This window comes from Amycolatopsis sp. NPDC114484, from assembly GCF_055633755.1.
In genome coordinates, this window is the sequence record NZ_JBVKDQ010000011.1 from 46,568 (window position 1) to 66,405 (window position 19,838).

14 protein-coding genes are annotated in these 19,838 nt (G+C 70.3%); 8 read left to right on the forward strand and 6 right to left on the reverse strand.

All coding sequences use genetic code 11. From position 1 onward, the window contains the following. Positions 1-7: 7 nt before the first annotated feature. Positions 8-2,296, forward strand: a complete 2,289-nt coding sequence (locus ACZ7SW_RS25660; RefSeq protein WP_470232904.1) for a glycosyl hydrolase family 95 catalytic domain-containing protein — start codon at positions 8-10, stop codon at positions 2,294-2,296. Between the two features lies 1 nt (position 2,297). Here ACZ7SW_RS25660 and ACZ7SW_RS25665 read toward each other — a convergent pair whose 3' ends face one another. The 5 genes from ACZ7SW_RS25665 to ACZ7SW_RS25685 all read right to left on the reverse strand — a co-directional run bounded on the left by ACZ7SW_RS25665 (position 2,298) and on the right by ACZ7SW_RS25685 (position 8,654). Beyond that, complete coding sequence (locus ACZ7SW_RS25665; protein ID WP_470232905.1) at positions 2,298-4,016, reverse strand: FAD-dependent oxidoreductase; 1,719 nt, start codon at positions 4,014-4,016, stop codon at positions 2,298-2,300. After that, positions 4,013-5,929 (reverse strand): maleylacetate reductase and hydroxyquinol 1,2-dioxygenase domain-containing protein, encoded by a 1,917-nt coding sequence (locus tag ACZ7SW_RS25670; RefSeq protein WP_470232906.1) that lies wholly within the window; start codon positions 5,927-5,929, stop codon positions 4,013-4,015. Before ACZ7SW_RS25670 ends, ACZ7SW_RS25665 begins: the two co-directional genes overlap by 4 nt. A 94-nt stretch (positions 5,930-6,023) precedes the next feature. After that, positions 6,024-6,905, reverse strand: coding sequence for a helix-turn-helix domain-containing protein (locus ACZ7SW_RS25675; protein WP_470232907.1), 882 nt, complete (start codon positions 6,903-6,905; stop codon positions 6,024-6,026). Between the two features lie 42 nt (positions 6,906-6,947). Next, positions 6,948-7,772, reverse strand: a complete 825-nt coding sequence (locus ACZ7SW_RS25680; RefSeq protein ID WP_470232908.1) for an NAD-dependent epimerase/dehydratase family protein — start codon at positions 7,770-7,772, stop codon at positions 6,948-6,950. A gap of 84 nt (positions 7,773-7,856) precedes the next feature. After that, the gene (locus ACZ7SW_RS25685) at positions 7,857-8,654 is read right to left on the reverse strand and encodes an IclR family transcriptional regulator (protein ID WP_116199354.1); all 798 of its coding nucleotides are present in this window, start codon (positions 8,652-8,654) and stop codon (positions 7,857-7,859) included. A gap of 129 nt (positions 8,655-8,783) precedes the next feature. On the opposite strand from ACZ7SW_RS25685, the gene ACZ7SW_RS25690 reads away from it, so the two are divergent. The 6 genes from ACZ7SW_RS25690 (at position 8,784) to ACZ7SW_RS25715 (ending at position 17,567) form a co-directional block, all read left to right on the forward strand. Continuing rightward, entirely contained in the window at positions 8,784-9,716 is a 933-nt protein-coding gene (locus ACZ7SW_RS25690; protein WP_470232909.1) for a 5-dehydro-4-deoxyglucarate dehydratase, read from the forward strand. Continuing rightward, a complete protein-coding gene (locus ACZ7SW_RS25695) occupies positions 9,716-10,972 on the forward strand; it encodes a glucarate dehydratase family protein (RefSeq protein ID WP_470232910.1) in 1,257 nt (418 codons plus the stop codon). The genes ACZ7SW_RS25690 and ACZ7SW_RS25695 overlap by 1 nt, the downstream gene beginning before the upstream one ends. Positions 10,973-10,976: 4 nt before the next feature. Beyond that, positions 10,977-12,125 carry a cupin domain-containing protein gene (locus tag ACZ7SW_RS25700; protein WP_470232911.1) on the forward strand — a complete coding sequence of 383 codons (1,149 nt, stop codon included), beginning with the start codon at positions 10,977-10,979 and terminating at the stop codon, positions 12,123-12,125. A 23-nt stretch (positions 12,126-12,148) separates the two neighbouring features. Beyond that, positions 12,149-13,603, forward strand: coding sequence for an aldehyde dehydrogenase (NADP(+)) (locus tag ACZ7SW_RS25705; protein WP_470232912.1), 1,455 nt, complete (start codon positions 12,149-12,151; stop codon positions 13,601-13,603). Positions 13,604-13,681: 78 nt separating this feature from the next. Further along, positions 13,682-16,000 carry a polysaccharide lyase 8 family protein gene (locus tag ACZ7SW_RS25710; protein WP_470232913.1) on the forward strand — a complete coding sequence of 773 codons (2,319 nt, stop codon included), beginning with the start codon at positions 13,682-13,684 and terminating at the stop codon, positions 15,998-16,000. Between the two features lie 100 nt (positions 16,001-16,100). Beyond that, positions 16,101-17,567: a flavin-containing monooxygenase gene (locus ACZ7SW_RS25715; protein ID WP_470233129.1), complete on the forward strand. Its 1,467-nt coding sequence runs from the start codon at positions 16,101-16,103 to the stop codon at positions 17,565-17,567. 304 nt (positions 17,568-17,871) lie between these two features. Here ACZ7SW_RS25715 and ACZ7SW_RS25720 read toward each other — a convergent pair whose 3' ends face one another. Next, positions 17,872-18,615, reverse strand: coding sequence for a maleylpyruvate isomerase family mycothiol-dependent enzyme (locus ACZ7SW_RS25720; protein WP_470232914.1), 744 nt, complete (start codon positions 18,613-18,615; stop codon positions 17,872-17,874). 44 nt (positions 18,616-18,659) lie between these two features. Between ACZ7SW_RS25720 and ACZ7SW_RS25725 the strand changes: the two genes are divergently transcribed. Next, positions 18,660-19,550: a MerR family transcriptional regulator gene (locus tag ACZ7SW_RS25725; protein ID WP_470232915.1), complete on the forward strand. Its 891-nt coding sequence runs from the start codon at positions 18,660-18,662 to the stop codon at positions 19,548-19,550. Positions 19,551-19,838 lie beyond the last annotated feature (288 nt).

Consider the following 19,838-nt stretch of genomic DNA (forward strand, 5'->3'; position numbering starts at 1 on the left):
GGCGGACATGGACATCTCGCGCCGGACAGTGCTCGGCGGAGCGCTCGCCGGGATCGCCGCCGGAGCGGTCGGGCTGCCCCCGGCCAGCGCGGCGGAGATGAGCGGCGACAGCGTCGACTGGGCGGGTTTCCTGGCGACCGCGGACCTGCGCTGGCGGCGGATGCCGAAGACCTGGTACGAGGGACCGTTCCTGGGCAACGGTTTCCTCGGCTCCGGCATCTACGCCGAACCCGGCCGCAACGCGGTCCGCTTCAACGTCCAGCACAGCCAGGTGCAGGACCACCGGCCGCAGTTCGGGTCGCTGTTCGGCCTGGCCCGGCTGCCGATCGGGTACTTCACGCTCGAACCGGTCGGCGCGATCACCGGGCTCGACTGGCGGCTCGACGTCTGGAACGCCGAGCTGACCGGCACGATCACCACCGCGGCGGGCAGCCTGGAGCTGCGCGCGATCGTCCACACCGGACAGTCGCTGCTCGCGGTGGAAGTACGGCCGTCGGAAGGGGAACGCGGGTTCCAGTGGGTGTTCCATCCGGCGAAGGCGATCAGCCCGCGAGCTGATCCGGTCTGGAAGAAGCCGCCGCCGGACGGGTATCTGGAGAATCCGCCCGTCCAGCTCCAGCAGGCGGGCGACGCGCATCTCGCGGTACAGCCGCTGCTGGCGGGCGGCGAGCACGTGACGGCCTGGCGCGAGGTCGCCCGGGGCAGCGCGCGAACGTTGTACACGTCGGTCGCGTGGTCGCATCCGGAGAAAACCTCGGTCTCCCGGGCGTTGCGCACAGTGCGGCAGGCCAGCGCACTGGACGTGCTGACCTGGGACCACCGCCGCTGGTGGCACGACTACTACCGGCGCAGTTTCCTGTCCATTCCGGACACCCGGTTGCAGAGCTTCTACTGGATCCAGCTGTACAAAGTCGCGTCGGCGGCTCGACGGGAAGCGCCGGTGATGGCGACTTCCGGGCCCTGGCTGGAAAACACGCCGTGGCCCGCGACCTGGTGGAACCTCAACGTGCAGCTGGAGTACTGGCTCATCCAGGGCTCCAACCACCTCGAACTCGACGCGGTCAGCTACGCGCTCGGCAAGTACCGGGACCGGCTGACCAGCCAGGTCGCGAAGCCGTACCAGGCCGATTCCGCGGGCATCCCGCGCACGACCGACATGACGCTGCTCAACGGCCTCGCCGACTCGACCAGCGGTTACCCGGTCGGCATTCCCGGCCAGGACACCCCGACGCCCGAGGTCGGCAACCTCACCTGGGCACTGCACAACGTCTGGCTGACCTACCGGCACACGATGGACCGCCAGCTGCTTCGCGACACGCTGTTCCCGTTGCTGCGCAAGGCGATCAACTACTACCTCCACTTCCTCGCCCCGGGCCCGGACGGACGGCTGCATCTCCCGGCGACCTTCTCGCCCGAGTACGGCGTGACCGCGCCGGACACCAATTACGACCTCGCCCTGATCCGCTGGGGCTGCAAGACGTTGCTGGACACCGCGCGCGAGCTGCGCGTCGCCGATCCGCTCACGGGGAAGTGGCAGCAGGTCCTGGCCACGCTCACCGACTATCCGGCCGACGAGAACGGTTACATGATCGGTGCGGGCGTGCCGTTCGCGAAATCGCACCGGCGCTACTCGCATTTGCTGCAGATCTATCCGCTGTACGAGATCACCTGGGAACAACCAGAACATCGCCAGATCATCGAAACCTCGCTCAACCACTGGGTCGGCTTCGAGGGCGCGCTGCAGGGCTACACCTTCACCGGTGCCGCGTCGATCTCCGCGCAAATGCTGCGCGGCGAGAAGGCCGCGTACTACCTCGGCGAACTCCAAAAGCGTTATATCCAGCCGAACACGATGTACAAGGAATCCGGCCCGGTCATCGAAACGCCGTTGTCGGCGGCGAAATCCATGCAGGACATGCTGGTGCAGAGCTGGGGCGGGGTCCTCCGGCTGTTCCCGGCGGTACCGGCCGCGTGGGGCGACATCGCGTTGCGCGATTTCCGGACCGAAGGCGCGTTCCTGCTCAGCGCTTCCCGATCCGGTGGGAAAACGCGCTGGCTGAAGGTGCACAGCGAGGCTGGTGCGCCTTGTGTGCTGCGGCCAGGGATCGATGGCGAGCTGGCCGTGACGGACGCGCACGGCCGTCCGCGACGGTGGCGGCGGTTGGCCAACGGTGATGTGCAGGTTGATCTCGGCCGCAGTCAGGACGCGTACGTGTACCGCCGTGGCGACCGGCCGGACTTCACAGTCCGGCCAGTCGCGCCGGGCGGGGCGAGCGATCCGTGGGGGATGCCGTGAGCTAGCGGTCGAGGAGACTGCGGAGTGCTTCCAGCAGCCCGGTTCCGGCAGCGGAGTGCAGCCAGGCGACATAGCCGTCCGGCCGGACGAGAAGGCAGCCGTCTTCCTCGATGCCGCTGATTCGCGCCCAGCCTCCGTAGGAGTCGCGGGCCCCGGGCGAACCGACGGTCACCACCCTCAGGTCCAGCCCGAGGTCCGCACCGGCTTTCGCGGCGGCGTCACACCAGGCACCGCCGGTGAGTCCGGTGAGGACAGTCCAGCGGCCGCGGCCGACGAGATCCAATGTGGACAGCCGACGACCGCCTTCGTTGACAAGCCAGACATGCGGCAGTTTCGCGCCCGGCGTGGTCGTGGGCCGGTGGTACAGCTCGGGATCCCGTGACGCGTCGGCCTCGGCACCATCCGGGAGCACCGCGGCGGAGGCGTACCGCTGGTCCATTTCCACGCCGTGCGCGTTGAATTCGTAGTTTTTCAGCTCGATCGCGGCCCGCAACTGCTTGCGCCGCAGCGCTCCGTCCTCCGTCGCGGCGAGGCCGGCGGCGATGGCGTCCGAGTCGGTGTCGCCGTCGATGCCGAGCGCGGCGAAGATCGGCCCGAACTGGTCCCGGCTGAGGTTCGCCCGGTCCACGATCTGCTTGCCGACCGGGGCGCGTTCGGCGCTGTAGCTTTCGAGAAGTCCTTCGCCCGCCTCGCCGCGGACGACCATCGCGAGCTTCCACGCCAGGTTGTACGCGTCCTGCACCGAGGTGTTGGACCCGAGCCCGTTCGACGGCGGATGCCGGTGCACCGCGTCGCCCGCGCAGAAAACGCGGCCGGACGAGTACTGCGCGGCATAGCTGTGGTTGACCGTCCACAGTGAAGCCGAGGTGATCTCCACCGGCAGGTCCGGGTCGCCGACGAGGTCCCGCACGATCCGGGTCGCCTCCGCGTCGTCGACGTCGGGCGGCGGCTGTGCGATGTCGTAACCCCAGGTCAGCAGCCATTCGTTCCACGGCCGGACCATCCGCACCAGACCCATGCCGATGCCGCCGAGGTGCGCGCCCGGCCGCATCACCCAGTACAGCACGCTCGGCCGGTGCGCGACGTGCTCGGCGAGATCGGCGGTGAAGGTGATGTTCATGCTGCCGGCCTTGCCGGACTGGCCGTCGATCGGCAGTCCCGCCTGCTCGGCGACGCGGCTGCGGGCGCCGTCCGCGCCGATCAGGTAGCGGGCGCGAAGCGTGAACTCGTCGCCGCGAACCCGGTCCAGCAATCGTGCGGTCACGCCGTCTGCGTCCTGGGTGAAATCGAGGAATTCCGTATCCAGGCGCAGTTTCGCCCCGCGCGCGGCGGCGTTCGTGACCAGGATCGGTTCCAGATAGGTCTGCGGGAGGTCGATCATGTGACACGGGCTCGCCGAGCTGTACTCGGTCGCGGAGCGATCGGCGGTGCCCCAGCTGGCGATCCGGCCGATCTCGTCCCCGGCGAGCGACGTGCACAGCACGGTGTCGCCCATCAGCTCCGGGGGAGTGCCCTGCGCGAGCGCCTGGTCTTCGATGCCGAGGTCGCGCAGGACCTCCATCGTCCGCTGGTTGGTGATGTGCGCGCGTGGGGTGTGCGCCGTCCAGCCGTATTTGGTCGCGAGCACGGTGCGGACGCCGTAGGTCGCGAGCAGCAGCGCGGCGGAACCGCCTGCCGGGCCGCTGCCGACCACGAGGACATCGGTGTCATAACCGGTCATGCTGGGTTCCCGGGGGAGATGCGGAAGGTGAAATCGAGGCGGCACCAGGGTTCGCGCCCGTCCGGCGCGGGGCCGGTCTGCTCGGCGAAGTCGACGATCAGGCCGTCTTTCACGCCGAACACGGTGTCCGAGTCGAGGTAGTCGCCGCCGCGCACGAACAGCTGTGTGACGAGCGTGCGGTAGCCGGGTTTGGCGATCATGAAGTGCACGTGCGGGGCACGGTACGGATGCCGCTCGACGGCGGCGAGCATCTGGCCGACCGGGCCGTCGTCCGGGATCGGGTACGCCGACGGCACGATCGTCCAGAACCGCAGCCGTCCTTCGGCGTCCGTGCGGAACCGGGCGCGCAGCACCGGACCGTCCAGGTCGGGCAGCTGGACGTCGTAGAAACCGTCCTCATTGGACTGCCAGACGTCCACGACCGCGTCCGGCACCGGGGTTCCGTCCGGTTCGGCCACCTGGACATCCGTCCACAGTGGAGTACCCGGCAGCCCCTCGGCGAGATCCGCGCCCTGCTCGGTTTCCGGCGGGCCTTCGACGTAGAACGGGCCCAGCACCGCCGACGGCGTGGTGTCCGGCGTGCGCGAGTTCGTGAGCACGTCTACCACGCTCGAAACGCCGACGGTGTCCGACAGCAGAATGAACTCCTGCCGCGTGTCCGAGCTGATCTGTCCGGTGCGGGTGAGGAATCCGATCGCGTACTCCCACTCCTCCTGTGTGAGATCGGTGCGCACGACATAGGAATGCAGCGTGCGGACCAATTCGGACAGCAGTTCGCGCAACCGGGGGTCCGGCGCGCCGGCGAAACTGTCCACGACCTCCTGGGTGAGCCCGCGCAGATCCGGGGGCGTGCCCTCAGCGGGGGCCGGGCGGGTGCCGGACCACGCGTGCCGCAGCAAGTCCTCGATGCCGTCCCGGGTGAGTTCGCGCGGATTCGGATACGGCGCGGCGGTGGCCAGCTCGGCGGCCTTGGCGAGATCGCCTTCGGCAAGACCGATTTCGGCCAGCGAATGCGGTACCGGCAGGCTGGCGATCAGATCGAACACGGCCGTCGGCGCGTCCGGCGCGCCGAGTGCTTCAGCGATCCGCCGCATCGCGTCGGCGGCGTTCGGCGCGTTGTACGCCATGGCGTGCGGGAGGACGATGGTGTGCGTTTCCGCGTGCGGCAACCCGAAACTGCCGCCGAGTGTGTGACAAAGCTTGTGGTGCAAGCCCATCCCGACCGAACCGAGGCACGAACCGGCCAGCCACGCGGCGCGCAACGCGTCCGTTCGAGCGTCCACATCGGACGGATCGGCGGCGATCCTCGGCAGCGCGGTCGCGAGCAGCCGGATCGCTTCCAGGGCGAACTGGTCGACGATCGGGTTGGCCTGCGCGGAGTAGAGCGCCTCGACCGCGTGCGCCATCGCGTTGACGCCGCTGGTCAGCGAAGTCGGCACGGGCAGGCCCAGGGTGAGGTCGACGTCGTAGACGACCACCTCGGGCAGCACCTTCGGTGACGACTGGGTGGTCTTGCGACCATCGGCGGTTTCGCCGACCACCGGCGTCATCTCGGACCCGGCATAGGTCGTCGGCACGATGATCTGCGGAATGTCGGTGCGCAACGCGAGCGCCTTCGCCAGCCCGGTCGCGGATCCGCCGCCGATCGCGACGACGCAGTCCACGGAATGCTCGGTGACCAGCGCGAGCGCGCGTTCGGTGACCTCGACCGGGGTGTGCATGGTGGGCTCGCCGAAGCGGGCGGCGAGCAGCGGGCCGAGGGCGGCGGCGGTCCGGTCGGCAGCGGCGGTCGCGGACTTTCCGGCTATCAGCAGCACACGCCTGGCACCGAGCCGCTGCACCTCGTCGGGGACGACGGCGAGCGTGCCGCTGCCGAACACGACCCGGGCCGGGTTGGCGGTGTAGGTGAACATCGACGGTCCTTCCACGCGGGTACGTCGAGTATCCGGGCGGAGGGGAGACCGCGCCTGCACAGACGTGCTGAGCGGGCTGCACGAAACGCGCGCGTCAGCCGTCCCGGCGAAGCGCGGCGGGCGTGGTGCCCAGGTGCGCGCGCAGCACCCGGGTGAGGTGTTCCTGGTGGGAGAAACCGCAGCGCACGGCGATGTCCGCGATCGGTTCGGTGCCGGTCCGCAGCAGCAACCCGGCCTGATCGACGCGCAACCGCAGGAGATACCGGTGCGGCGGCAGGCCGGTGCGCGCCTTGAAACGGCGGGCGAACCGGCTGACGCTCAACCCGGTCGCTGCCGCCAGCTCAGCCAGCCCGAGCGGTTCGGCGAGGCGTTCGTCCATCAGCTCGCGCACCTGGGCGAACTGCCGGTCCGTCAACGCCTCGACCGGTCGCGGCGCTGCGGGAACGCTCCGCCCAGCTCGGTGCTGGCGCGCGAGCTGCGCGGCGACGAGTGTGCCGAGCTGATCCGCGTACGCGCGAGCGCCCGGCTCCCACTCCCGTACGACGCTGTCGAGCGCGAGGACCAGCTGCTCCAGCAAGGGATCAACGCTGCCGAGTTCGTCGGCGAGCTGGAGCGGCGCGTCCGATCCGGCGGCCTCCTGCACCGCCGAATCCGGGAGGTAGACGTGCAGCGTGTCCAGTTCGCCGCCGAGTTCCACCGACAGTTCCCGGTGCGACGGCTGGAGAAAGAGCCCGCCCGCCGGGATGCGCCGGCTGCGTTCGCCGGGCGACCCGACACCGCGGCGAACGGTGACGGGACCGGCGAGATGCAGGATCAGCTGGTGCGTGCGGGCGGGCCCGAACTCCGCGCGGTACGGGCGTTCGCGCTGTTTGGACAGGTAGATCCGGTCCCAGCCGAGACCCGCGCTGGTGCGTTCCGGGCGGATCCACGCCCACGAAAGGATGCCGTTCGTGTCGGCAGGCCCCAGCTCGCCCACGGCGTCCTCCTCTTCGAGGGTCCCCGTGGGCGAGGGTACCTCTCAGAGCGGGTTGAACACGCCAAGCGGCGCGGTGCAGAACGGCCCGCCGATGTACTCGGCGGCGGCCCCGGTCGGCGCGGGCTTGTCCGCCAGCTGCCCGGCGTAGACCTCGGCGTTGTCGTGGGACTTGTAGCCCAGCGCCTCGGACTCGGCGAGCGAGTAGACGCGGCGGGTGTTGTCCGAGACGCCCCAGATCATCCGGTAGCCCGGCGACGGCGCGCTCAGGCAGGCCTCGAACAGCCGCGCCCCGTCGTCCGGCGACAACCAGCTGGTCAGGCCGCGGATGCCGAGCGGCAGCGGCGTCTCGAAGCACGAGCCGATCCGGACGACGATCACGTCCATGCCGAAGCGCGACGCGTACAGGCTGCCCAGCGCTTCGATGGCGGCTTTGCTTACGCCGTAATAGGTGTCCGGCCGGGTGCTGGAATCGGCGGGCAGTCCGTTCTCGCCCGCGTCGGCGTTTCGCCGGAAGCCGACCGCGTGGTTGCTCGACGCGAGCACGACCCGGCGGATCCCGGCCTCGCGGGCGGCTTCGAGGACGGTGTGCGTGCCGTTGACGTTGACGTCGAGCGTGGCGTCCCAGGACGCCTCGCGGCTGAGCCCGCCCAGGTGGATCACCGCGTCGGCGCCCGCGCAGGCGGCTGCCATCGCTTCGGGGTCGGTGACCGAACCGGTCACGATCTCGACCGCTTCGCCGTCCTCGGCGGCGGGCTGGTCGGCGAGATCGAGCAGCCGCAGCACCCGGCCTTCACGGCGCAGCCGCGGCCGCATCAGGGCGCCGACGACGCCGGCCGATCCGGTGATCAGCACACGCTGGTCTGGCATGGATTTCCTCTCACGAAAGCCTCGTGCGCGCGGAGCACGGTTCTCGCCGCGACCGGCGCTCACGAGGCGCACGGGTGGCGGCGGTCAGCGGATTCCGGCGCGGCGCAGCTGCTGGCCGAGCTCGGCGGTGGTCTCGGCCAGCAGTTCGCCGACGCGCTCGACGTCGGCGTCGGTGACCTTGCCCAGCGGCATCGAGCAGCTCATCGCGTCGGTGCCGGGAATGCGGTACGGGATCACCGCGGCCACGCAGCGCACGCCGAGGGTGCCCTCTTCGATCTCGGCGGCGTACCCGCGTTCCCGGGTGCGCGCGAGGTCGGCGTGCAGCGCGTCGAGCGTGGTGATGGTGTTCGGGGTGAGCGCGACCAGCTCCTCGGGCATGAGCGCCTCGACCTCTTCGTGGGTCAGCTCGGCGAGCAACGCCTTGCCCAGCGCGGTCGCGTGCGTGGGCAGGGTGCGGCCGACGCGCGAGATCAGGTGCGTGGAGTGCTGCGATTCGCGCGTCTCCAGGTACACGACCTCGGTGCGGTTGCGGCGCGCGAAATGCGCGGTGAAGCCGGTCTTCTCGCGGATGCGCTCTAACGCTTCGGTGGCGTAGGGGACGATCGCGTCGCGGTCGAGGTACGCGGTGCCGCAGATCAGCGCGCGCACGCCGAGCCGGTAGCGCGCGGAGTTCGCGTCCGCTTCCAGCCAGCCCGCGTCCAGCAGAGTGCGCAGGAGCCCGTGCAGACTGGAGCGGGGGAACCCGGTGCGCGCATGGAGATCAGACAGCGACAGCCACACGTCGTTCGCGGCGAACGTCTCGATCAGGTCGATGGCGCGCCGCGCCGACTTCACGCCCGCGGACTCCGCGGGAGCGGTGGCGGGGTCCGTCTTCTGCGCCATGCGCGTCCTCCAACCGGGCCGTTGACTTGTGAGTCCGGCCATATTAGCGTCCCGAACAGCGTTCTTGTGGGTGAACATAGTCACGATAACAGACTCCATTCAAGAATGTGAACATTGGAGCAGAAACTGATGGCACAGACCGAAATCGAGCTGGACGGCTTGCTGGCGTTCCCGCTGACCCCCTTCACCGAAGACCTCGAGGTCAACCTCGACGGGTTCGCGGAGAACGTGGAGAGCCACATCGCCGCCGGTGCGGGCGCGCTGTTCGTCGCGTGCGGCACCGGGGAGTTCAGCTCGCTGTCGGTCGACGAGGTCGCCGCGCTGCTGGCGAAGGCGCGCGAGGTCGCGAACGGTCGCGTGCCGGTGTGGGTCGGCGCGGGCGGCGGCGCGGCCGGTGCGCGCGCGGGAATCGCGGCGGCGCAGGCGGGGAACGCCGACGGCGTGCTGCTGCTTCCGCCGTACCTGGTCACCGGGCCGCAGGACGGGCTGGTCGACTACGTCCGCTACGCGATCGCCGACACCTCGGTGCCGGTGATCGTCTACCACCGCAGCACCGGCGTGTTCACCGCGCCGGCCGCGGCGAAGCTGCTGGACATCCCGTCGGTGGTCGGGATCAAGGACGGTTACGGCGACGTCGAAGCGATGACCCGGATCGTCACCACGATCCGCGCGCTCGGCACGCAGCGTTCCGCGGACTTCTTGTTCTTCAACGGTTTGCCGACCGCCGAGGTGTCCGCGAAGGCGTACGCGGCGGCTGGTGTCGCACGCTACTCGTCGGCGGTGCACTGCTTCGCGCCGGAGATCGCGCACCGCTTCCACCGCGCGCTCGCGGAGGAAGACAACGCGACGATGGACGCGCTGCTCGCCGGGTTCTACCTGCCGCTGGTGGCGTTGCGCGACGAGACGCCCGGCTTCGCGGTGTCGCTGGTGAAGGCGGCTGCCCGGCTGCGCGGTGACAAGGTCGGCACCGTCCGGCCGCCGCTGATCGAGCCGACGCCCGAGCAGATCGACCGGCTGGGCAAGGTCGTCGAGAACGGTTTCGCCGTGCTGAAAGGCCTCTGATGAAGATCCGGGACGTAGTGCTGACCCCGGTCGCCTTCGCGGACGCACCGCTGCTCAACGTGATGGGCGTGCACGAGCCGTTCGCGTTGCGCAGCGTGGTCCAGGTGGTGTGCGACGACGGCGTGGTCGGCCTCGGCGAGTCGTACGGCGACGCGGCGTTCCTCGGCGAGGTGCGCAAGGTGCTGCCGGAACTGGCCGGACACGATATTTTCGACCTGCCGGGCCTCAAGCGGATCGTGGCGCGCACGCTGGCCGGCACGGTGCTGACCGACGAGCACGGCCTGATCGGCGGGTTCTCCATCCGCAAGACGATCGCCAGCGTGTACTCGCTGTTCGAGGTCGCCTGCCTGGACGCGCAAGGGCACTTCCTCGGCCGTCCGGTCGCCGACCTGCTGGGGGGCAAGGCGCGCGATGCCGTCGACTTCTCCGCGTACCTGTTCTACAAGTACGGCGCGCACATCGGGGCCGAGGAGGACAGCTGGGGCGACATCCTCACCCCGGAAGCGCTGGTCGGCTCGGCGAAGCGGATGGTCGACGAGTACGGCTTCCGCTCGATCAAGCTCAAGGGCGGGGTTTTCGCGCCGGAGCAAGAGATCGAGGGGATTCGCGCGCTCGCCGAAGCGTTCCCCGGGCATCCGCTGCGCATCGACCCGAACGCGGCCTGGACGCCCGAGACGAGCATCCGGGTGGCGGCCGAACTCGACGGCGTGCTGGAGTACCTCGAAGACCCGACGCCGGGCATCGAGGGCATGGCGCGGGTCGCGCGCGAGGCGAGCATGCCGTTGGCCACCAACATGTGCGTGGTCGACTTCGGCGACGTCGAGCCCGCCTTCCGGGCGCGCGCGATCGGCGTTCTGTTGTCCGACCACCACTTCTGGGGCGGCATGCGTGACACGCAGGCGCTGTCGGTGGCCTGCGAGAGCTTCGGCGTCGGGCTGTCCATGCACTCCAACAGCCACCTCGGCATCAGCCTCGCCGCGATGGTGCACGTCGCGGCGGCGACCCCGCACCTGACGTATGCCTGCGACACGCACTGGCCGTGGAAGACCGCCGACGTGATCGAACCGGGTGCGCTGGACTTCGCCGGCGGAGCGGTGGCGGTGCCGGACCGGCCCGGGCTCGGGATCGCGCTGGACCAGGACGCGCTCGCCAGGGCGCACGAGGACTATGTCCGATGTGGACTGACCAAACGGGACGATGTGACGTACATGCGCGAGTACACGCCGGGCTTCGAGCCGAACACGGCGAGGTGGTGAACCGGTGAAGGTGACCGGATACGCGTATCCGTGGGACGTGCTCGGCGAGACCGCGTTCGCGGAGCGTGCGAAGGACCTCGGCGTGGACGAGGTCGCGGTGGCCTTGGCCTACCACAGCGCCCGGGCCGCGACGCCGTGGTCGACTGAGCAGACGTCGGTGGTCGCGCGGACCGCTGCGCTCTACCGGCCGGTGCGCGCGGAGGCGTGGGAAGGCCGCGAGCTTGTCCCGGCCACGCCGGACTGGGTCTCGGCGGAGGACAGCGGGGGCGATGCGGTCCGGCGGCTCAACGAGGCTGGAATCCCGGCCGCCGCGTGGATCGTGCTCACGCACAACTCTCAGCTCGGCACCGAATTTCCGCAGTACGCCGTGCGCAACTGCTTTGGCGAGACGTACCCGTGGGCGCTGTGCCCGGCGCAGCCCGCGGTACGCGAGTACGCGGCGACGCTGACCGCGGAATCGGTTGCGGGGCTGGAGCTTTCGTCGGTGCTGCTGGAGGCGTGCGGCCCGCTCGGCGGTGTGCATCAGCATCAGCACGAGAAGACGGACGGCGTGTGGGCTCCGGCGACCGCGCGGTTGTTGTCGATCTGCTGCTGCGACGCTTGTGCGGAGGGCTGGACCGGCCTTGACCCGTCGGACGTCCGGGAGACCTTGCGTGCTGAGGTGCAGCGGCTGATCGCGACGGCGGATTTGTCGGTGGCCGAGGATAGACTGCCGGCTGAGTTGAAGGAAAAACTGCTTTCCGGGCGGCAGCGGGCGACCGACGCGTTGCGTGCCGCGGTTCTGGCGGTGTTGGAGCCGGGTACGCGGATCGTGTTGCACGGCGCGCTCGACCCGTGGGTCACCGGTGCGCTGCCCGGCTTGACCCCGACGGCCGCCGACGACGCCGAGACGGTGGTGCTGCAGAACTGGGCACCCGGTCAGGGCAGTGTCGACGCGGTTGCCGCCGCTCGGCAGGCGCTGCCGGAACGGGTCGCGATCGGCAGCTACATCACCGCGGTCGCGGCGAGCGCGGTGCCGGACATCGAGGCGTACGTGGCCGAACTGGCCAAGGCCGGAGCGACCGAACTGCACCTGTACCACTTGGGCCTCGCCGGGCCTGCGCGCTGGCCGGACCTGCACGCCGCCACCGCCGCCGCGCACTCGGCGCCCTGAACTGTGTTTGACGAGGAGAACCATTGAGCCGCGAAACTTCCGCCACGGAACTGGAAAGCGTCCTGGCCGCCGCTGCGAAAGCCGCCCGGCCGTTCGCCGAAAGCACGCCAGCTGAGCGGGCCGGGTGGCTGGCCGCCGTCGCGGACGCGCTCGACGCCGCCGCTGATGAGCTGATCCCGCTGGCGCACCAGGAAACCCGCCTCCCGGCCGCGCCGCGGCTGAAGGGCGAACTCGCGCGCACGACGTTCCAGCTCCGGCTGTTCGGCGAAGTGCTGCGGGACGGCGAGTTCCTGGGCGCGACCGTCGACCACGCCGACCCGGCTTGGCCGATGGGCGCCCGGCCGGACCTGCGCCGGGTGCTCGTGCCGATCGGGCCGGTGCTCGTGTTCGCCGCGAGCAACTTCCCGTTCGCGTTCAGCGTCGCGGGCGGCGACACCGCGTCGGCGCTGGCGTCCGGCTGTCCGGTGGTGCTCAAGGCACACCCGGGCCACGAAGAGCTTTCGGCGCGGACCGGCGAGATCGTCGCGTGTGCGCTGACCGGCGCGGGTGCGCCGGAGGGTGCGTTCGCGGTGATCCACGGGGTCGAACAAGGCGTCACGGCGCTCAAGGACCCGCGGATTTCCGCCGCCGCGTTCACCGGTTCGGTGCCGGGCGGGCGGGCGCTGTTCGACATCGCGGTCTCGCGGCCGACGCCGATTCCGTTCTACGGCGAGCTGGGCAGTGTCAACCCGGTCGTCGTCACGCCGGGCGCGGTCGCCGCGCGCGGGGAAGCGGTGGCGAAGGGCTATGCCGGGTCGTTCAGCCTTGGCGCGGGCCAGTTCTGCACGAAGCCGGGCCTGTTGTTCCTGCCTGAGGGACACGGGCTGGACGACACCCTGCGCGAGGCGGTCAGCGCGGTGGCTCAGCAGGAAATGCTGAACGACCGCATCGCGGCCGGGTTCGCGCAGAAGCTGGCGGAGCTGCGTGCGGTGTCGGGCGTCGAGTCGGTCGTGGAAGGCGCACAGGACGGCGATGCGTTCACGCCGTCGTTGCTGGCCACCACCGCGAAGGAATTCCTGGCTGGCGGCGAGGCTGTCCGCGAGGAGCACTTCGGGCCCGCTTCGCTGATCGTCACCTACTCCGACCAGGCGGAACTGACCGAGGTGCTGGACAGCCTCGAACCCGGTCTGACTGCGACGGTGCAGGGCGAGGAGAGCGACGCCGACTTCGTGCGCCCGCTGCTGCCTTCGCTGACCCGGCTGGCCGGACGGCTGCTGTGGAACGACTGGCCGACCGGCGTCACGGTCAGCTGGGCGCAGCAGCACGGCGGCCCGTACCCGGCGACCACCGCGCCGACCACCACCTCGGTCGGCACCGCCGCGATCGAACGCTTCCTGCGCCCGGTGGCGTGGCAGAGCTTCCCGGACGCACTGCTGCCGGAAGCGCTGCGGGAAGCGAACCCGTGGCAGCTGCCGCGCCGGGTCGACGGAGCGCGCTGAGCAGACCCCCTTGTGCGTGGCGATCCCGGTTCTCACCGGGATCGCCACGCACGACCAACCCCACTGGGAGGCACCGTCATGCCCGTGAACCGCAGAACCGCACTGCGCGGCGGTGCCATCGCCGCCGCGTCGGCCGCGCTGGTCGCCACCGCTCGCCCGGCCTTCGCCGCGCCCGCCGCTGATCCGCTGAAGAAGATCGTGGCGGGCTACCGCGAGCTGCAGACGGGCATCAACCGTCCGTCGCCGGAACGCACGGCCGCGCTGAAGAACCTCGGCCGGGTCGCGAAGTCGTACTACGACAGCATGACGGTCTCCGGCAATGGTCCACTGTGGACCGACCTTCCGCTCGGCCCCGGCAGCGACTACACCACGTCGATGTACGCCCGGCTGCGCGCGATCGCCGTCGACTGGGGGACGCCGGGCAGCACGCTTTCCGGCGATCCGAAGGTGCTCGACGGGATCAAGAAGGCGCTGGAGCTGATCTACGCCAGCCAGTACAACCCGCAGGTCGGCGAGATCGGGAACTGGTACACCTACGAGATCGGCGTGCCGTACTACCTGCTGCACACCCTCGTCACGGTCGCCGACCAGCTGACCGCGGACGAACTGGCGCGCTACGTCAGCCCCGTCAAGCGGTTCGTCGGCAACCCGAACCTGCGCGCGAACAACCCGAAGATCGTCGAAACCGGCGCGAACCGTGCGGACAAGGCACTGATCTCGATCGTGTCCGGCGCGCTGACCGGCGATACCGCGTGGATTCGCACCGGCCTCGACGCGATCACCGACGTCGCGGGCGGGGGAGCGGCGAGCGTCTTGGCGAAGCTGGACCGCGCTGCGGGCGACGGTTTCCACGCCGACGGCTCGTTCATCCAGCACGACACCATCCCGTACCCCGGCCACTACGGCATCGTCCTGCTGACCGCGCTGGCCGGGACGATCCACGTCACCGAAGGCACCGAGTACGCGCTGCCGGACGACCTGGCGCAGAAGGTGTACGCGCTGGTCGGCGACACGTTCGCGCCGTTCGTGTACGCGGGCGCGCTGATGGAGCCGGTGCGCGGGCGGATGCTTTCGCGGCAAGGCGAAACCGCGCACGACATCGGACACCAGCTGACCGTCGCGACGCTCGTGCTCGCCCGCTCGGCGACCGGAACCGTGAAGACCGAGCTGTCCGGTCTCGCCGCCAAGTGGATCAAGGAAGGCACCTACGCGCCGTTCCTGGAGATCCCCGATCCCGAACGGTTCGCGCCCGGCCCGGACCTCGTCGCGACCCCGGGCATCGAGTTCGCCCAGGAGATGCTCGCCGGACGCGTACGGCCCACGCCGATCGTCGCGACGCACCGGATCTTCGGACAGCAGGACCGGATGGTGCACGTGACCGAGGGCTGGTCCGCGTCGCTCGGCGTCGGCTCCACGCGGATCTCGCGCTACGAGTCGATCAACGGGATGAACCTGCACGGCTGGCACGTCGGCGACGGAGTGCTGTATCTGTTCCTTCCCAACGCGAAAGGCCACTACTCCGACGCCTATTGGCCGACCGTCGATCCGGCGCTGCTGCCCGGCACCACCGCGAAGGCCGGCCCGCCGGGACCGCTGGCGGCGACGCCGTTGACGACGAAAGCGCACGTCGGCGGCGTGCGCTGGGACGCCCGGCACGGCGCGTACGCGATGGATTTCGTTTCCGAAGACGGCTCCCTGACGGCGAAGAAGTCCTGGTTCTTCACTCCGGCGGGCATTGTCTGCCTCGGCGCGGGAATCACTGACACGTCGGGGCAAGCGGTCCGGACGACGATCGAAAACCGCAACCTCGGCGAGAACGGACGGGGCACGCTGCTGGCTGATGCCCGCGCAGTCGGCGATTCGGCCGCGCTGCACCGACCGCGCTGGCTGCACCTCGACCACGTCGGCGGGTACGTCCTGCTCGACAACGCCGAGGTCACCGCACTGCGCGAAGACCGGATCGGGGCGTGGCGCGACGTCGACACCGGTGCCAACACGAAGGGCACTACGACGCCGAACACGCGGCGGTACCAGAAGCTGGTGATCGAGCACGGCGCGAAGCCTGTCGACGCGAAGTACGCGTACGCGGTTCTGCCCGGCGCGTCGGTGGTGGGGACGGTCGCGTCGATGCTCTCGTGGCGCGTCCGGGCGAACACGGCCGCTGTCCAGGCCTTGCGGCTGTGGGATAACACACTGCTGGCAAACTTCTACAGTGCAGGTAACGTGGACGAAGTATCCGTCTCAGGACCCGCTTCGGTGGCGCTCGGCAGGAACAGCCTCGCTGTTTCCGACCCGACGCAGCTGCAGGACAGCGTCCGCGTGACGGTGCGGCGGCGCACCGTGGAGGTTCCGCTCAAGGACACCTTCGGCGCCACCAAGATCGTTCCCCTGCGGTGAGCACGGTTTTCCCCGCCGGGCCGGTGGTTCCCGGCCTGGCCCGGCGGGGCCCCACCTGAGACGGCTCTAGTCTGGGCGGAGTCCGTTCGAGCGGGGAGGAATCGTGGCGCGTTTCGATGTCCTGGTCGTCGGGGCCGGGCTGTCCGGCATCGGCGCGGCGTGCCGGCTGCAGCAGCGGGCCCCGGGCCGGACGTACGCCATCCTCGAAGCCCGGAACACGATCGGCGGAACCTGGGACCTTTTCCGGTACCCGGGCGTGCGCTCCGACTCGGACATGTTCACGCTCGGCTACCCGTTCCGGCCGTGGGACAAGGAACAGGCGATCGCGTCCGGCGCGGAGATCCTCGAATACCTCCGGGAGACCGCCGCGCAGCACGGGATTGCCCGGCACATCCGGTTCGGCCACCGGGTGGTGCGGGCGGCCTGGTCGTCAGCTTCGGCCCGCTGGACCGTGGATGTCTCGCACGACGGCGAGGTCGTCACCCACACCTGTTCTTTCCTGTATCTGTGCAGCGGCTACTACAGCTACGAGAACGGCCACGTCGTCGATTTCCCCGGCCGCGACTCGTTCCGCGGCGAGATCGTGCACCCGCAGTTCTGGCCGGAGGACCTGGACCTCTCCGGCAAACGAGTCGTAGTGATCGGCAGCGGCGCCACCGCGGTGACCTTGGTGCCGGAACTGGCTTCGCACGCGGAGTCGGTGACGATGCTGCAACGCTCGCCGAGCTACGTCCTGGCCCGGCCGTGGACGGATTCGCTCGCCCGTCGCCTGCGGAAAGTTCTGCCTTCGCGGCTCGCCTACCACGTCGTGCGGGCGAAGAACGTCCTGGTGACGACGCTGCTCTACCAGTTCTCCCGGCGGCAACCCCGGCGCGCGGCAGCGTTCTTGCGGGACGCGGCCGCGAAGCAATTGCCCCCTTCGATCCCGGTAGATCCCCATTTCTCGCCCCGCTACCAGCCCTGGGATCAGCGGCTCTGCCTGACGCCCGGGGCGGACTTCTTCCAAGCGCTCCGCAGCGGCAAAGCGGACATCGTCACCGACCGGATCGACCGCATCACCCCCGAAGGCATCGCTCTGGAATCGGGAACGCGGCTGCCCGCGGACGTGATCGTCACCGCGACCGGCCTGCGGGTGATCGCGTTCGGCGGAATCGAGCTGAGCGTGGACGGTGCGGTGATCGAACCGTCGGAACAGCTGGTGTACAAGGGAATGATGCTGGGCGGGGTGCCGAACTTCGCCTGGTGCCTCGGCTACGTGAACGCCTCGTGGACGCTGCGGTCGGACCTCGTGTCCCGGTACGTGTGCCGGGTGCTGAACCACCTGTCCCGCAACGGTTTCGACACGTGCGTGCCCCGCCCGCCCGCGCTCCCGGAGACGACGCGGCGTCCGATCATGGACCTGACGTCGGGCTACCTGACGCGCGCCGCCTCGGTGCTGCCGCGCCAAGGCGACCGGCGACCGTGGCTGATGCGGCAGAACTACGTACTGGACGCGGCGGACCTCCGGCTGAGCCGAATGGACGACGGGGTGCTGCGGTTCGAGCGCGCTTCGGGGCGCCGTGCTTGACCTCCTTGACCTGGGTTCTGCTGGCCTTTCGCGGCTCCGCGGGGGTCGTGGTGAGATCCCTCAGACCTGAGTGTTCGGCGTTTCCGGTGGCCGGGCGGGGGAAGCGCGGCGGTCGTGTCGAGGTGTCCGCCGCGGTGGCCCGCTTCCTGGTCCGCTTCACCGCGGAACTTCTTCCGCTCGGCCCAGCACTGGTGGCCTGGCCGGCTCTTCAACCGACGTGACGGGGGCCGCTGCGGTGCCGAGATCCTTCCGGCCCGACCTGCTCGGCTTCCTGGCGGCTTGGCGGTGCACCGCGGTTGTGCCGCTACGCCGCCGTGTGTGCGAGCCAGTGGCCGGCCAGGTCTTGGTCCCCGGCAATCGTGATCCGACCGGGCGGCAACCGCCGGGTGAGCACCAGCAGGAGATCTCCGACAGGACCGGTCAGCGTCACGTCCGCGGTGTCGGTCGCGCGTTCCCACCGCACGCCGTCGGGGGTGCGGGTGATCAGCCAGCCCACGCCGGCACCGGGGTTGAGCCGGAGCGTTTGGCCGGTGCCGCGGAGGGCGGAGAAAGCCGGTCTCAGCGTCGTCATGACCGGGTGGGACAGCATTTCCAGCCACTCGCTGATCGCGTCGGCTGCGAGGTCTGGGGCCACCTCGAACGCGGCGCCTGTGGCGAGGGCCGCGTCCGCGTGGTGCACCGTCGTGTCGTGGAGCATGCGGCGCAGCCAGAACGTCGCCGGTCGCGGGCCGAAGAATGTCCACACCGGACTGTCGGCGGCGGCGAGCACCGCGTCAGCGAGGTCCGCGGCTCCGGCGCGCAGCCAGCCGGGCCATTCGCCGGGCGCGCCGGGGTTCGCTTCGAACGGGTCCGGCACCGGGGCCGCGCCGGACCGGACGAGGCTCGCCGCCCAGCGGTGCGCCTGTCCGACGTGTCCGGCCAGCACCCGCAGCGGCCACTCCGGGCAACTGGGCACCGGAGTCTCCGGATCCGCGCCGGTCACCGCCTTCGCGAACCCGGCGGTGTGCTCGTGCAATCCCTGGAAAAGTCGTGCGATATCGAGATCCATGGCCGTACCGTACGAACTCCACCCGGCTGGAGGTTCCATTGGAAGTGACCGGCGACACACTCGGAATCGGCGATCTGGCGGGGCGCACCGGCGTGCCCGTCCGCACGATTCGCTTCTACTGCGACGAGGGACTGCTGGAGCCGGCGCGCAGCGTCGGCGGGCACCGCCGGTTCGATCCGGCGGAGGTGCACCGCCTGAACCTGGTGCGGCGGTTGCGCGGGCTCGGCCTGAACCTGAAGTCGATCACTGACGTTCTCGCTGGAGTGCGTTCCCTCGCCGAGGCAGTGGCCGCCGAGCGCGTCGCGCTCGACCGCGAGGTGACGACGTTGGCCTGGCGACGCGCAGCTCTCCGCGCCGTCGAGGAGGCACCGCCCGCCGACCGCGCCGCTCGGCTCGAGCTGTTGTCCGCGGCGACGGATGGGTTTGCCGCGCAGGAGGCTCTCGTCCGCTTCTGGCATCCGATGGCCACCGGCGCGGTCCCGCCGGACACGGCCGACATGTTCCTCGCCGTGAGTGCGCCGCGGCCGCCGGAGTTGCCGACTCCGGCGCAGGTCGTCGCCTACGCTGAACTGGTGCTGCTCGCCGCCGACCGCGCGTTCGTCGCCCGGATGCGGACCAGCCCTCTGACCACTCGCCTCGGCGTTCTCCACGACGGCGTCGGCGCGGCGTGCGAGCTGGCGTCCCCGCGGGTGGCGGCTGGGGCCCGGCCGGAACCGGGGCCCGCGCTCGACCTGTTCGCCGCGGCGCACGCCGCCGCGTCCGGCACCGGCGACACCCCGGAGTTCCGGTGCGCGCTGCGGCGGCGCACCGCTGCCGACCGGCATCCGCAGGTACGCCGCTACTGGCATCTCGCGGGCGAGATCACCGGCGAAGCCGCGCCGGTCGGGGTCGCGCATACGTGGTTGCTGGATGCGCTGGACTGTTCGGTCGGCTGAGGCTTTCCCAGCGGCGGGCATGCCAGCGTGCCGGTCGTCGGCTTGACCGCGGAACTGAACGGCAAGCAGGGCAACGCATTCCGCTCGGCTGGGACAAAGCCGCCCGCGGAAGTCCACACCTAAGGCGAAATGTTGACCCGTCGGCGAGACATGAGGGACGTCCTTAAGCCAAGCGACGACAGCGCCGACGAAACCGTGCGCAGACGACAAGGCTTGTGCCGCTGGATACCCCGGAGCCCCACCGGCATTGCCCATCCGCCTCGGTGCGTTCCCCGGCGAAACCGTGCT